Origin of the sequence: Cohnella sp. LGH, from assembly GCF_017671885.1 — a bacterium.
GTDB lineage: Bacteria > Bacillota > Bacilli > Paenibacillales > Paenibacillaceae > Cohnella > Cohnella phaseoli.
The window spans coordinates 8103683-8117275 of the sequence record NZ_CP072117.1; the positions used below are offsets into that span (position 1 = coordinate 8103683).

13 protein-coding genes are annotated in these 13593 nt (G+C 43.1%); all 13 read right to left on the reverse strand.

Features of this window, described 5'->3' with window-relative positions; all coding sequences use genetic code 11:
• Positions 1 to 12: 12 nt before the first annotated feature.
• The 13 genes from rfbG to J4772_RS33475 all read right to left on the reverse strand — a co-directional run bounded on the left by rfbG (position 13) and on the right by J4772_RS33475 (position 13503).
• Positions 13 to 1083, reverse strand: coding sequence for a CDP-glucose 4,6-dehydratase (gene rfbG / locus J4772_RS33415; RefSeq protein WP_209077595.1), 1071 nt, complete (start codon positions 1081 to 1083; stop codon positions 13 to 15).
• The gene (gene rfbF / locus J4772_RS33420) at positions 1074 to 1850 is read right to left on the reverse strand and encodes a glucose-1-phosphate cytidylyltransferase (protein WP_209073178.1); all 777 of its coding nucleotides are present in this window, start codon (positions 1848 to 1850) and stop codon (positions 1074 to 1076) included. The genes rfbG and rfbF overlap by 10 nt, the downstream gene beginning before the upstream one ends.
• Before the next feature lie 16 nt (positions 1851 to 1866).
• Positions 1867 to 3423, reverse strand: coding sequence for a lipopolysaccharide biosynthesis protein RfbH (gene rfbH / locus J4772_RS33425; protein WP_209073179.1), 1557 nt, complete (start codon positions 3421 to 3423; stop codon positions 1867 to 1869).
• Positions 3416 to 3820 (reverse strand): GtrA family protein, encoded by a 405-nt coding sequence (locus J4772_RS37715; protein WP_371822801.1) that lies wholly within the window; start codon positions 3818 to 3820, stop codon positions 3416 to 3418. Before J4772_RS37715 ends, rfbH begins: the two co-directional genes overlap by 8 nt.
• 49 nt (positions 3821 to 3869) lie before the next feature.
• Complete coding sequence (locus tag J4772_RS33435) at positions 3870 to 5456, reverse strand: glycosyltransferase family protein (RefSeq protein WP_209073181.1); 1587 nt, start codon at positions 5454 to 5456, stop codon at positions 3870 to 3872.
• Positions 5457 to 5529: 73 nt separating this feature from the next.
• Complete coding sequence (locus tag J4772_RS37720) at positions 5530 to 5880, reverse strand: EamA family transporter (RefSeq protein ID WP_371822923.1); 351 nt, start codon at positions 5878 to 5880, stop codon at positions 5530 to 5532.
• Between the two features lie 40 nt (positions 5881 to 5920).
• On the reverse strand, positions 5921 to 6802 hold the full coding sequence (locus J4772_RS33445) for a hypothetical protein (protein ID WP_209073183.1): 882 nt from the start codon (positions 6800 to 6802) through the stop codon (positions 5921 to 5923).
• A 1-nt stretch (position 6803) separates the two neighbouring features.
• Positions 6804 to 7820: a Gfo/Idh/MocA family protein gene (locus tag J4772_RS33450; RefSeq protein ID WP_209073184.1), complete on the reverse strand. Its 1017-nt coding sequence runs from the start codon at positions 7818 to 7820 to the stop codon at positions 6804 to 6806.
• A gap of 15 nt (positions 7821 to 7835) precedes the next feature.
• Positions 7836 to 10094 carry an ArnT family glycosyltransferase gene (locus J4772_RS33455; protein WP_209073185.1) on the reverse strand — a complete coding sequence of 753 codons (2259 nt, stop codon included), beginning with the start codon at positions 10092 to 10094 and terminating at the stop codon, positions 7836 to 7838.
• On the reverse strand, positions 10094 to 10471 hold the full coding sequence (locus J4772_RS33460) for a DUF2304 domain-containing protein (protein WP_209073186.1): 378 nt from the start codon (positions 10469 to 10471) through the stop codon (positions 10094 to 10096). The genes J4772_RS33455 and J4772_RS33460 overlap by 1 nt, the downstream gene beginning before the upstream one ends.
• Positions 10458 to 11183: a glycosyltransferase family 2 protein gene (locus J4772_RS33465; RefSeq protein WP_209073187.1), complete on the reverse strand. Its 726-nt coding sequence runs from the start codon at positions 11181 to 11183 to the stop codon at positions 10458 to 10460. The genes J4772_RS33460 and J4772_RS33465 overlap by 14 nt, the downstream gene beginning before the upstream one ends.
• A gap of 105 nt (positions 11184 to 11288) precedes the next feature.
• Positions 11289 to 12413 (reverse strand): glycosyltransferase family 4 protein, encoded by a 1125-nt coding sequence (locus tag J4772_RS33470; protein ID WP_247741252.1) that lies wholly within the window; start codon positions 12411 to 12413, stop codon positions 11289 to 11291.
• Positions 12397 to 13503: a glycosyltransferase gene (locus J4772_RS33475; protein WP_209073189.1), complete on the reverse strand. Its 1107-nt coding sequence runs from the start codon at positions 13501 to 13503 to the stop codon at positions 12397 to 12399. Before J4772_RS33475 ends, J4772_RS33470 begins: the two co-directional genes overlap by 17 nt.
• Positions 13504 to 13593 lie beyond the last annotated feature (90 nt).

Here is a 13593-nt window from a genome sequence, read left to right on the forward strand (position 1 = left end):
GTCGTTCTCCTCTCATAGAGATTTCATATAAACATCTATCTGTTTAGAGCAAATACTATGTACATTTTGTCCGTTCTTATATTCGATATTCCAGTCAATAATTTTGTCGATGGCTGCACTTAATGACCACCTTGGTCTCCAGTTCAACATATACTTCGCTTTCGAACAATCTAGCTTTAAGTAGTGCGCTTCATGAGGATGATCCGCATGATTTAGTTCAAAGCCTTGATTATCCGTCCATTTTTCAGTCAACTGCTCCACGATCCATTTTACCGGTTTCGCATCCTCATCGTCGGGGCCGAAGTTCCAAGCCTGGGCATACGTTTTTCCTTCCATGTAAAGCTTCTGAGCTAAAACCATATATCCGCTCAAGGGTTCTAATACATGCTGCCACGGACGAATGGCATGCGGGTTTCTTATTATTATTTTCTCGTTATTCAGAAGGGATCTTACACAGTCCGGGATGAGTCTATCCTCTGCCCAATCGCCGCCGCCGATTACGTTTCCGGCTCTTGCCGAAGCAATTTGCATACCGCTATTCTCTTGATCATAAAATGAGCTGCGGTACGATGCAGTAACTAGCTCTGAACAAGCTTTACTGCTGGAATATGGATCGTGTCCGCCAAGCGGCTCATTTTCGCGATAGCCCCAAAGCCATTCTTTATTCTCATAGCATTTGTCAGTGGTTACGTTAATGAATACCTTGGCGCCATTGTATTCACGTAAAGCCTCATGCAAATAGACTGTTCCCAGAACATTCGTCGTGAATGTCTCTACTGGGTCTTTGTAAGAGGCTCTTACAAGCGGTTGGGCTGCCATATGAAACACAATTTCCGGTTTGACCAGTTGGACCGCGTTCCTCAACTTTTCACGATCTCTAATATCCTCAAAATATGTCTCATACAACTTATGATTTCCCGTCAACTCGAACAAGGACGGTGTTGTTGGCGGTTTCAGTGAATATCCCGTTACGTTTGCCCCAAGTCGAGTAAGCCACAATGAAAGCCAGGAGCCCTTAAAACCGGTATTGCCGGTAATCAGAACGTTTTTGCCCTTCCAAAATGTCGTATCAATTATTCCCATAGCTTCCAAGGTGCTTTCCCCTCTTTCCACAAGTCCTCCAAATAATTTTTGTCCCTGAGGGTATCCATTGGTTGCCAGAAACCGTCATGCTTAAACGCCATCAATTCCTTATTAGATGCCAACCTTTCTAAGGGTTCTCTCTCTAATATCGTAGAATCTCCTGCGATATGATCGAATATTTCCGGACCGAATACGAAGAAGCCGGCATTAATCCATGCTCCATCGCCTTTTGGTTTCTCTTGAAAACCATTTACTTGATTGTTCTGTCCTAAATCCAACGCACCGAATCTGCCGCCCGGTTGGACGGATGTCACGGTTGCAACTTTCCCTTGCTTACGGTGAGACTCTAATAGTTTTCCTAAATCTACACTGCCGACTCCATCCCCATAAGTTAGCATAAAAGGCTCATTACCTAAGTATTTTTGAACTCTCTTTAACCGGCCTCCAGTCATCGTATCTATTCCCGTGTTAACAAGAGTTACTTTCCATGGCTCGGCCGTATGTTCATGGGTAACATATTGATTATTATTCTTGAAATCAAAGGTAACGTCGGATTCATGCAAGTAATAATGCGCAAAATATTCTTTTATATAGTAACCTTTATATCCTAAACAAATAATGAAATCATTAAAGCCATACGAAGAGTAAATTTTCATGATGTGCCATAGAATGGGCCGGCCGCCGATTTCAATCATCGGTTTAGGCCTAAGATGGGATTCCTCGCTAATTCGAGTGCCATAACCCCCGGCTAAAATGACAACTTTCATTCTTAGTCCCTCCCCGTCACGGTTGCGCAGTCATTACGAACTCATTAATCTTCTTCACCATATAATCGATCATCTGATCGGATAGCCCTGGATACACGCCCACCAAAAACGTGTCATGCAAAATTTTATCCGTATTTTTCAATTCTCCATGGATGCGGTAATTTATATTTTGAAAGGCAGGTTGCCTAGTCAGATTTCCTGCAAAAAGCATCCTCGTTTGGATTCTATTTTTCTCCAAATAACCTACGATTTCATTTTTGGTAAACCGAGCATTATCTCTTACAGTAAGAATAAATCCGAACCAGCTTGGATCTGAATTATCGGTTGCCCTAGGAAAAATGAAATACTCATCAAGATGGGAAAGACCGGCAAGCAATCGATTAAAGTTCTTCTTTCTCGCTTCCGAGAAGCCCGTAACCTTTTTAAGCTGCTCAAGGCCAATGGCTGCTTGCATATCGGTTACTTTAAGATTGTAACCGATATGGGAATAAGTGTATTTATGATCGTATCCCTCAGGCAATGCACCCAACTGCCACCCGAATCTCTTTTTGCAAGTATCGTCGCACCCAGAAGGGCACCAACAATCCCTGCCCCAGTCCCGGAAAGATTCAACGATCATTTTTAATTTGGCGTCGTTCGTGTAGACCGCACCGCCCTCTCCCATTGTCATATGGTGGGGAGGATAAAAGCTGGAGGTCCCAATATGTCCAAATGTTCCCGTTAATTTGCCGTTGTAGAGTGAACCTAAAGCATCGCAGTTGTCCTCCACTACCCACAAATTATACTTATTCGCTATTTCCATAACTTTATCTAGCTGAAACGGATTACCCATCGTGTGTGCGATCATAATCGCTTTTGTTTTTTCCGTAATTGCTTCTTCAATTTGATCGGCTAAAATATTGTACGTACCTAAATCCACGTCTAAGAAAACGGGTACCGCACCATTCTGCACGATAGGCGCCACTGTCGTCGGAAAGCCGGCTGCAACCGTAATGACCTCATCCCCGGGCTTTATTCTACGATCGCCAAGTTTGGAGGAAGTGAGTGCCGAAAAAGCCAGAAGGTTAGCAGAAGAACCAGAGTTCGTCAGCAATGCATAACGGACCCCCAGAAATTCCGCGAACTCTTTTTCGAATTGTTTACTATATCTGCCTGCCGTCAACCAAAAGTCGAGAGAGGAATCGATGAGAATTTTCATCTCCCGTTCGTCGTAGACACGGCCTCCATAGGATAAGGAATCCGTATCTTCGTTGAAGCTGCTTTTCTTTTCATGAAACAAGTGATAGAATCCTTCTACTTTTGTTAGTATATCTAATCTTAAAACCTTCTCCAGCTCCGAATGGTTCAAGCTGCCTTTGAGAATAAGCCGATCTGAAGAGAATGTTTTCCTTTTTCCCCAATCGCAAAATAAGGAGCGAGTATCATGTTCAAGTCGAATGGACGTTTGTTGGTCGTTTGACTGTGAGTCGTTCGACAATTCAACAACAATATAGTCCCCCTCGACACTATCAACAATAAGCCCCAAGTATCCTTCAACATTCTCAACTCCGACAACGTTTCCGACTTTATACATCCGCACCCGACTCCGTTCTATTTTTTCTGAAACTCCAATATTTGTGTCCTACAAAACTAATCATTGTCGTAATCATTAGGGTTATCGCTTGCGCGAAGATCTGGTTCATAAAAAAGATTAAAACACTCAAAAGTAAAAGATTCAAAGAAAAAGTGATGCCGTAAACGGTAATAAACTTGTAAATCGTTCCGGCTTCAACTTTGCCAGCCTTGAATGTCCACTTATTGTTCCAATAATAACTATGACAAACACCAATGATATGGGAGATCACTAACGATAACGTGTAGTGGAGACCTAAAAAATACACGCATAAAAAATATACAGCAAACCCTACAACCGTGTTTAATATCCCAACTATCACAAATCTTAAGGACTCATGCAGTTTCATCATTACCATCCATAACCGGATTATTAATACGTCGTCTTGTCAGGTCTGACTTTTCACACTAAGGCTTTATCTTCTTCACAACAGCAATTCCGACAAGCCCAACGAGCACCGGATTTTCAAAATCATAGCCACTGAGCTTCATTCTTTCCACAATAGCTGCATTTATTTTTCCCGTTGCTTCCGGCCCCAAGTAGCTGGCGGTACCTCCATAAATATAAGCTCCGGTCGTCTCATCTTTCCCCAAGATCGTCATGACTGCGTAGTCCGCCTGCTCGATGCCAACAGGAAAGAAATTCACTTGTCGATTCTTATATAAATTCGCCATAGCTCCTTCAGGCACTGTGACAACAGAGCCCTCAGGAACAGCCGCTTGAATTTGCTTCTTACTGTCCTTGATCACTTTGCCGTAGTCATCGGCATAAAAAAGCCTCAAATCCTTGGCATGTTTATAAAACGGGTTGTAAGCCACATTCTGTAGAGAAATGTTGACCGACTTGAATTCGTAAGGATTAATAAGCCCCATACATACTGTGATCGCCACAGGGATTGCGCTTCCCACCCAAAGTTTTCTTGCCCCTGCTTCTCGCAATCTGGCATTCAATACGACAAATCCTGTAGCCGCTGCAAATGCAAGAAACGGATAATAGTTGCTGTGATAGTGAGACATCCAACCAACTTTTTCAGCTCCTCCGATGTTACCAATAATATTGGGTAGCATCGTACCGAACGCCAGTAAAGCAACCCTCCAGTTGAAGAACATAAAGAAGCCCATGAGCACCACATTAAACAACAAAAAAATCCATGCCATTTCCATAAACTCGGGATTTTGCAACCTCGATACTACTTCTTGATAGCTCTGCGGCAAAAAATTGTTGTAGGCTTCGTAACTGGTAAACAATTTTTTCAACAAAGCTGATCCTATGATCATTCCTAAACCAATCGTGAGACGATAATATTTCAGCGTGTCAATTTTTTTCCAGTACAGCGTTACAAAACCTACAGCAAACAACCCGGCGATCAGTCCGGTTCTCTCGGTAAAGGTCATGGCAAGCAAAGCTGAAAATAGAATGTAATATTTATTCGGCTTCGCGCTCGTAAACAGGATAGCAAACAACAGACCAAAAAACATAAAAAAGCGGTCGACATAAAGCTGTCCCTGCAAAGCTTGAGACCATGCGGGATGTGATACAAGCGGAACGCAAAACAACGCTGCTGCGCCAATCGACACCCCGCGTCTACGCATAAACATATACAGCAAGTAAGGGATGCCGACAAAACATCCCACCGTTAATGCTTTTAGCAGAATATCTACAGGTATCAGCCAAGCCAAGGGAGCGACCACGTAAAGAAATAAATAAGTATGATACTTAAAAAAATTCATTTTGTACTCTTCCGGCATTTGCAAACTATCCGTAATAAATTGTTCTATCGGCATGATCGTATAATGCTTGTCGAACAAATAGTTGACGATCCCTCCGGCGACCCCCGATTCTGGCTTCCCCGTATACGCGATATTCTCCGTCAAATCAAATAAAAAAGCACTGTCTCCCTGGTCTGGAAGCCAATTGAAGAATCGTATGCTCGTTAAAGAAATAGCCAGCAACAAGAAGATCAATGTTACGATATAAAACTCCTTTTTTTTCAACCTGAGCACCTCGACTCAACATTATTAACTTTTTGCAGTTAGCCTAGTTGCTTCGCTCCTCAAAAGATAGGCTTCATTTCCCCTTAATCACTCCGCTGCTCATCATTACAAGTATGCCGATAAACACGATGACACTACCTACCGCTTGCAACATCGACACTTTTTCTTTGAAGATCAACACACCGGCACAAATATTAAGAATATAAGTTAACGATGTTAATGGAATAACTAACGAGAGATTATTGCGTGACAACAAAAAGAGAAATAACAGCATTGAACCGAAATAAAACACAACGCCTAAAATGACTTGAAAAGAAAACAATATGGACAAAATGCTTCCGACACTTGAAAAAGAAACCGTGTGCTTCGCAAAATAATATTTCCACAGCGTGTTGCCGACAGTATTACACAAACAGGCCACCACTACCGGTAAAATAAGCTTCAGGAAAATGAAACTCAACTCCTTAACTATGAGGCAAATACTGTCTTAAGATTTTGAATGTTTCGTCCGCATGCTTCTGAGAAGACAAACCCACAATCACATGTCTTACGCGTTGCAACGAAAATAGATACTCATACGCTTCTTGAGGCGGGATTCTCCCAGAAGCCAATGTGGCCATCGCAATCACGGTGTGATTAGAATTCTCGATCGCCTGCTCGGTCACTTCCCGACTCGGATTCATTAGAAATCCTTTCTTGTTGACCGAGGTCATGACAGGTACTCCGGATATGCCAGCTTTATCAAGCAAATCGCAAAACAGCGGATAGTTTAGTGTGCCATAAGCGGGAAGCGCGTCATATTTGGAACGAATATATTGGTCAAAGTTGCGAATCACTTTTTCCATGTTATAGCCTAGAACCAGATCACCTAACACATTATGCAAGAACACTGCTTTGATATTTAAACCATGAAAGGGATTCAATTCGGCGTCGATTAGCCGATTTACGATTTGCAAATAATTCTGGGTGCCGGCGTTGATTATTCCCTGCAAAACATATTTCATTTTATCGATCGTACTGAGACCTTCCAATATCTTATTGATTGTATTATACAGGCCCATTTCGTTTACCATCGTGACATACTTTACGATGTAAGGCACATTGACATATATATTGAAATGATCACGCAAAGCGGAGTCCGCCCGCATCATATCGGTAATTTGATAGATGGAGGGATGCGTAGAGAACATTACACCTTTCACGCCGTGTTCCATTGCCATGTAAAGGACTTTTTTTATTTCGTCCATGCTTTTGAATTGTTCCTGAGTCTGTTTGCCCCGCTCATGGGACATATGGTTCACTCCGAAAAACTGGTTGTCTCCCAATATAACCGAGTCCAGATTCATGTTAAAAGTCCTCGCTTATCATCTTTTTTCCCCCGGACGCTGCAGCAGCGTAGATCGACTCTACAACATGCTGAATATAGACTCCGACGGTAAGGTCCGCTTGCGAATTTTCATTGCGACTGATGGCATCGACCAAATCCTTCATCTGCTTGCTAAAGTGAGGACCTCCAATATCGATATGAACGCCTTCGTAGAGATCCGGATAATAGAGCTTCTCAGGCTCTGTACCCGGACGATCGATACTCAACTCCTGATCGGTTATCGTCATAGTGCCCTTGCTTCCGGTTACCACCAGCTTGTAATAGGGCTTGCGATATTCGGGATTGCTCCAGCTAGAGTGTAGTTGGGCCTTGACACCATTTTGGAAATCAAACTCCGCCGAGACCTCGTCTTCCACTTGTGCAGAATAAATACTATTAATCGTTCCGGATACCGCGTTGATCTTACCAAAATAGGAATACAGCATATCAACCATATGAATGCCAAAATCAATCAACACGCCGCCGCCGGAAATTTGAGGGTTAAATCGCCAGCCCTTCTGCTCGGACATAATGTCCGAACAATACATATAGGCGGAAGCTTCGGTGATTCCGCCAAGTTCTCCAGCCTCGATAATTTGTTTCCCTTTCGCAAACATCGGATTATAGCGCATGCAGAATCCGACCATCGTAATTAGCTTGCTGCTGTTACCGCTCTTGGCTAGTTCCAACGCGCTTTGCAGATTGTTACTCAAAGGTTTTTCCACGAAAACGTGAATGTTGCGATTGATAACCTGCAGAGCGATCGGTACGTGACTAAACGATGGGGTAGTCACGATAACTAAATCCAACGTGCATTCGTCGAGCATTTTTTCATACGAAGTGAAACACTTGACGGATGGAAACACCGACTTAAAACCCTTTAGCACTAGCTTCGACGTGTCGGTTACCGCTTCGATGCGTACATCCGGCAGCGCATTTAGCAGCCCGCCGTGCAGCATGCCCATTTTACCGAAGCCTACAATTCCTACCTTTAACATGTTATTGGCTCCTCCTTAACGTTCCACATAGGGCCACTTACGATTGTATTGATCAAGCAGCTGGTCGATGATATTTACGTTACTTCTCGATTGTTGAATCAACTGTACGCTATGGATAGCGATAGGCTGCTCATCATGACTAGTGAGATACAAAATGCCGCTATCCGCATTTTTCGGTACATCGCTAATAATGTCGGAGATGTAGTGCTTTCGTTTGTTTTCCAGTTCAAAAGGGATCAAAGACGTAGAAATGAACTGTTGTTTATCGTCTACCCAGTTGATCTGCCAGCGCCCCATATGATTCCCCGCATTCGCCGGTCCCACTTCCAAATCGATTCTGTACTGATTTCCCTCCACCTTGAAAGGAAGTACAGTAGGACTGGAAACTTTGACTTGCAGCGGCTCGGCATAACTCTGATCTATCAAGATTGTTTTATGGCTAACTTGATACAACACATGAGACTGATTTTCCTGAACCTTGTGCAAAACTCCTTGCAGCTTCTGATTGTTTTCCGTCATTTGGTCTCCAAAGTTTACAGGAATTCTCTTATCGATCAGATAATAATCGAAAGACTGCATCAGTTCCACCGGATCAATCTGACCTTGTTGTAGCTTGTCTGTCAGCAGCGTGTTATACCACGTCAGCGTATAGTAGCTACCTGCGAATGTACCACGAAACGGGTCATTGTTGGAAAGCAACCGCACATCCTTACGATTAACCGCCTCAAGAATGGACTCATTTTTATTCATCATAAAATTATCATGGGGGTTAATCATTTCTTTTTGAACCCCCCAGTAGTAGCTCGGTTTTACAATGAAATACATATTTGGTGCAGCAAGCAGGGCGATAATAACCACATGAACCGCCATGTTCATTGTTGCGTTTCGAAATAATATATTGCACACGAACGTAATAACAAAAGCAACCAGGATCGTCGCAATGACAATAGCTCCGAAGAAATACCGGATATTGTTCGTCATTCCGATAGAAAGCACATAAGAAACCAAGCAAATAAACGTTAAAAAGCCGGCCAGCTTATTTCTCTTGAAGATGAGCACGATTGGCGCAAGTGGAACGAGTAACAGGAAATATCCCAGTCCACCGTCCTCCAGTTCCATATTTCTGCTCGTGTGAAATACGATTGATAACAAAGAAGAAATTGAAAAGCCAAGCTTCGCATCATCAAACGGGTCGGTGAAATTGAACGCCGGAAAATACGGACTTTGGAATGTCTGATTCATAAACGGAAATACCGGATTCCCAGTTTTATACCAAATAAGAGCGATTACGGGGGCAAACGACGCAATGCAAATCAAAAAGCTGACGGTTAATCGATGCAGACCCTGTTTGAAAGACAGCACTCTCCAGGTGAAGTAAACTGCTACAACTGTAATGGGCACAATTAAATAAATAGATGTTTGCTTCGCAAAAAAAGCCACTCCCAAAAGGAAGAATAGACTGTAAAGATTAGAAACAATTGTATTCTTATCGAAATTCCGAAAATATAACAAAGCACTCATAATGAAAAACAGCGGAACAATATCAATATATAAAATCGTGGAAAGCACATAAATAAGCGGCGTAGTAAAGTAAATGCAACCGAGCAAGTATGGAAAGGCTTTGTTTTTGATGATCGTCTGTGAAAGTCTGACAAGCATCAGAAAAACCATGAACGAAAAGCTCATGTTTAACAGCACTAGCGCCTTCATACTTCCTAGTGACATCAAAAAGCTATAGAGCAGATGCGGTAAGAGGGCGTAATCTCCGTAGCCGATAAACTCCACAACGTTGTAATCCCATTGAGAGCCTTGCGAGATTTGAAATGGAATAGCCGCATGCTTTACCAGAGCATCGTACTGCCATACCGGATACACTGCAGGAATCAAATAAAACAGCATCACAGCAATGAATAAAAATAAAAACCAAGGCCTTCGAACATAGGCGAATCGGGCAGCCCGGAAAGCATCGTTCAGAGAAGCGCCAATCACTTTTCTCTGTTTAGCGATAACCGCCAAGGAAAATACCCAGTAAATCGATTTGGGTTGGAAATTAAAAAAGCTATACAACCAGACTATTAACGCCAGTATACCAAACCCAGTTGCCATTCGCAGGAAGAATCCATCGTAGCCTCGCTTTTTTTTGATAAAAAAGCCACCCAACCCAATTGCCACAAGCATGAATACAATAAGAATCAGAATGTCGTGGATTACGTTATAATAAATCGCCTCAGCGATAAATAGTGTCGAGAAAATAGCCAACATCCATTTTTTCATTATGGCCGCCCTTTTCCTGCATTTAATTGAGCTTTCAATTCGTAAATTTCCCGCTTCATAATTCCAACTTCCTGAACTACGTCTTTCATTTTCATAGACAGTCGCGAAAGGGCGATCGTCAGGCTGAATACAATGGCTATCGAACACGCGTGGGCAATTAAAAAGATCGTGTTCACCGGCATTTCGATGCCGAGAAGATCGGATAGTGTAATCGTAATATCCGGAAATAATCCAATGATCAAAATAGATAAGCTAAGCAAAATCCATAGAAGGGAATATTTGAGCTCCAGCTTGTACTTCCGGATCAAGTTAACAATAAATAAAAATCCGATAGCCGAGGTACCGATTAGAATGATATGTAACTTAAACGAAATCACTTTTGACCCTTCCTCCCGTTCGCTCCCTCAAAAGATCAATCAGGATAGCCAAAGACACTTTAATCATATAGTACGCGCTTTTTAATGACTTGATGGAAGAGATCCCTGCAGATCGTTCCTCCATAACCACGGGGACTTCTTTTAATCGGAATTTTTTGCGTGTAAGTACCACAATGGATTCCGGCTCAGGATAATCAATAGGATAATTTTTAGCAAAAATATCGATAATTTCGGCATTGCAAGCCCGAAATCCTGATGTTGGATCAGTAATTTTGTGTCTCGTAAAAAGATAGATTAACTTGCTGAAATAGTAGATTCCTGCGCGACGTAAAGCCGTAGATTGGAAGCCCTCTTTTTCTATATACCGTGAGCCAATGACAAAATCCGCCTCACCTTTAAGGATCGGCTCGACAATTTTGGCAATAAATCTGGGATTATGCTGACCGTCGCCATCCACCTGAACTGCTACATCGTAACCATGCTGCTTCGCATATTTATACCCCGTCTGCACCGCTCCGCCAATCCCCAGATTGCAAGGCAAGTCTACCACCGGCACATTCATTTCCCTCATGACCTGAGAGGTGTGATCTGTCGAGCAATCGTTAATAATCAGCAAGTCATATTGCAGTTGTTTCTCCCTTTGTAAATTCGCAATTAGCCGCTGAATGTTGTCTTGCTCGTTATATGCGGGAATAATGATCAAAATTTTCATGTTTTTCGTTATATCCCTTCTATAAAAAGGATTCTAATCAGAGACATTATAACACTGATTTCGGCATCAATCACGAAAGTATAACAAAACCCACTAGATGAAAAGCTACTTGTCAATGCTTTGAATGATACCGTCTAGCGGAATCAAAACTTGATTCCAATTGAAATTTTGCTTAATGTGCACAGATAATCCGCTATCGATAGGTTGTGTCGTTAGTCGTATCAAGCATTGTGCTATCGAATCGACATTGTCCGGCTCGCAATATTGCGCATAGGAACCAAAGTATTCACGAACCGGACCTACATCGGATACCCCAATCGAACACCCTAACGCCGCTGCCTCTAAAGAAGCCAAACCGGGCGTTTCAATATAGCTCGGCTGGATGTGACCTGCGCTCCGCTTCATAATTTCAAACACCGTGCTTTGCGGAACGTTGTTTATAAGAGTTAACCCGCTCCCGCCGGCAGCTACAATCTGGCGATAATAATTTTCAGCACCTGGAGCTGCTCTACCTACCAGCACAATCGGAACGTTCGCCGATCTGGAAGCCTCTATCAACTTCAATTGATTCTTTCTAGGCCCAATCCCCCCCACACAGCAAATGAAAAATTCCGGCAAGCAAAACTTGTCGGTAGAGGCAGCGGGATGTTCAATTATATTAATGTCCAAGCCATTAAAAACGACCCGTATGTTATCCTGAACAGAGTTCGGCAACTGAAACCGCTCGATCAAATGACGTCGTTCGGCTTCGGAATTTGGACATATACAAGCTGCCTGAGCAAGCACTTCGCTAATCATAGCCGGTATGGACGACGCTCTGGGCGTAATCTGTCCGGTTGCCCCGCTATTCTGTTTGGCAAATTTACGCAGCCTAATCAGATCCTTAACCCTTTGCGGCAGACATTTCTTTGCCAAGCCGCTCCATCCGCGTTGCATCGGTAATGCATCCAAGTCCCAGTATACAGGGAATACAATATATGGCTTGCGATAACGCATGGCTTGTTTGGCCTGCAAGAATGCTTCAATTGGGCGAGTTAGATTAAATAGAATAATAAGATCAAAGTCTTCCAGAGAGGATTGCCAGTCCGAAATAATCCTCACCTCATACCCGCAGCTTTGCAGAAACTTGCGGATAGCCAACAATTGAACGGTGTCTCCTCCTGGATAGAGTTCAGCATCCGGACGATTAAATATACCTATCAGCTTACTCATATCATGCTTCACATCCATTTTCACCTAACCTACGCAACACCTGAGAAACTCGTCTATCCCACGTGTGAGCAACTGCCGCTTGACGAATCCGTTCTGGCCATACAGGATCCATCATCAATCGATGGGCCTTCACTAACGATGATTGAAACTGCTCCTTGTCTTCGGCTACCAGTACTCCTTCATATCCAATTACCTCAGGAAGCGCAGTGCTTACAGTCGCTTTCCCTCCAGCCATATATTCAAAAATTTTTACAGGTGACGTGCTGCGCGTGATGTCGTTAATTAAAAATGGAAGTATGGCAATATCGAAATAGGCAAGCAATGCTGGAATCCGATTGTAAGAGGTACGTGGCATAAAATACATATTGGCACATTGCCTCTGGATGCCTTCGACTTGTGAACGTACCTCAGCATAGACTTCTCCGACAATTACAAAGGCCCAATTAGGGTTAGCCTTAGCAGCATACTGTACAAGCTCAAAATCAAACCAGGGTGCGATCGCCCCATAGTAGCCCACAATTACTTTATATTGTGCTTTCAACTTGTCAAGCTCAGGCCAATCTGCAGCCTGGCTCGTTACAAAATCGCATATACTTACGCCGTTCGGCACAAGTTGGGGACTATAACCATTTTGTATCAGCTCTTCTTCAATACTTTTGGATGTGGCAAGCAGCCATTGCGCATGATGAAGGGATTTCTCGAAGTCTTTCGCAATCCCGGCATAGGGCCGGAAAGTCGTCAGATGATCAATGCAATCGTATATTGTCCTAATCCCCAATGAGGAAGCCTTTTTTGCAAAATTGAGCTGACTCGGCCAATACTGCCACACATAAGCTTCCCTATTGCGCAATTCTTCGAGTAGAACTGTCCCCTGTCTCCCGTCACTGTACAGATACAAATTCCGAGCCATTTCCATGGCTCCTCTTACACTCCAGTCCGGCTCATATGGAAAAGATGACTCGCCAAAATAAAAAACGAGGTTGCCTTGCTCAGCCAGTGCCTTTGCTAACTGTTGCGGACGTTGAAACATATATCCCCAAGGACTTCCAGGTGAAGGGAATATAAATACAGACCGTTCCGGATTTGCCTCCAAAATGCTCTTCAGCATTCCACGAACAGCCTTCGGAGCAGGGCGACGAAAGTAATTGCGAAATAGCTTATAGAGTACCTTTCTGGAAGCAACTTTAGGCTCACTCAG

Bases quoted from the DNA above. Each gene is read 5' to 3' on its own strand.
- rfbG (WP_209077595.1), bottom strand. From the start codon at position 1,083: ATGGGAATAATTGATACGACATTTTGGAAGGGCAAAAACGTTCTGATT.
- rfbF (WP_209073178.1), bottom strand. From the start codon at position 1,850: ATGAAAGTTGTCATTTTAGCCGGGGGTTATGGCACTCGAATTAGCGAG.
- rfbH (WP_209073179.1), bottom strand. From the start codon at position 3,423: ATGTATAAAGTCGGAAACGTTGTCGGAGTTGAGAATGTTGAAGGATAC.
- J4772_RS37715 (WP_371822801.1), bottom strand. From the start codon at position 3,820: ATGGTAATGATGAAACTGCATGAGTCCTTAAGATTTGTGATAGTTGGG.
- J4772_RS33445 (WP_209073183.1), bottom strand. From the start codon at position 6,802: ATGAATCTGGACTCGGTTATATTGGGAGACAACCAGTTTTTCGGAGTG.
- J4772_RS33450 (WP_209073184.1), bottom strand. From the start codon at position 7,820: ATGTTAAAGGTAGGAATTGTAGGCTTCGGTAAAATGGGCATGCTGCAC.
- J4772_RS33455 (WP_209073185.1), bottom strand. From the start codon at position 10,094: ATGAAAAAATGGATGTTGGCTATTTTCTCGACACTATTTATCGCTGAG.
- J4772_RS33465 (WP_209073187.1), bottom strand. From the start codon at position 11,183: ATGAAAATTTTGATCATTATTCCCGCATATAACGAGCAAGACAACATT.
- J4772_RS33470 (WP_247741252.1), bottom strand. From the start codon at position 12,413: ATGGATGTGAAGCATGATATGAGTAAGCTGATAGGTATATTTAATCGT.
- J4772_RS33475 (WP_209073189.1), bottom strand. From the start codon at position 13,503: ATGCTGAAGAGCATTTTGGAGGCAAATCCGGAACGGTCTGTATTTATA.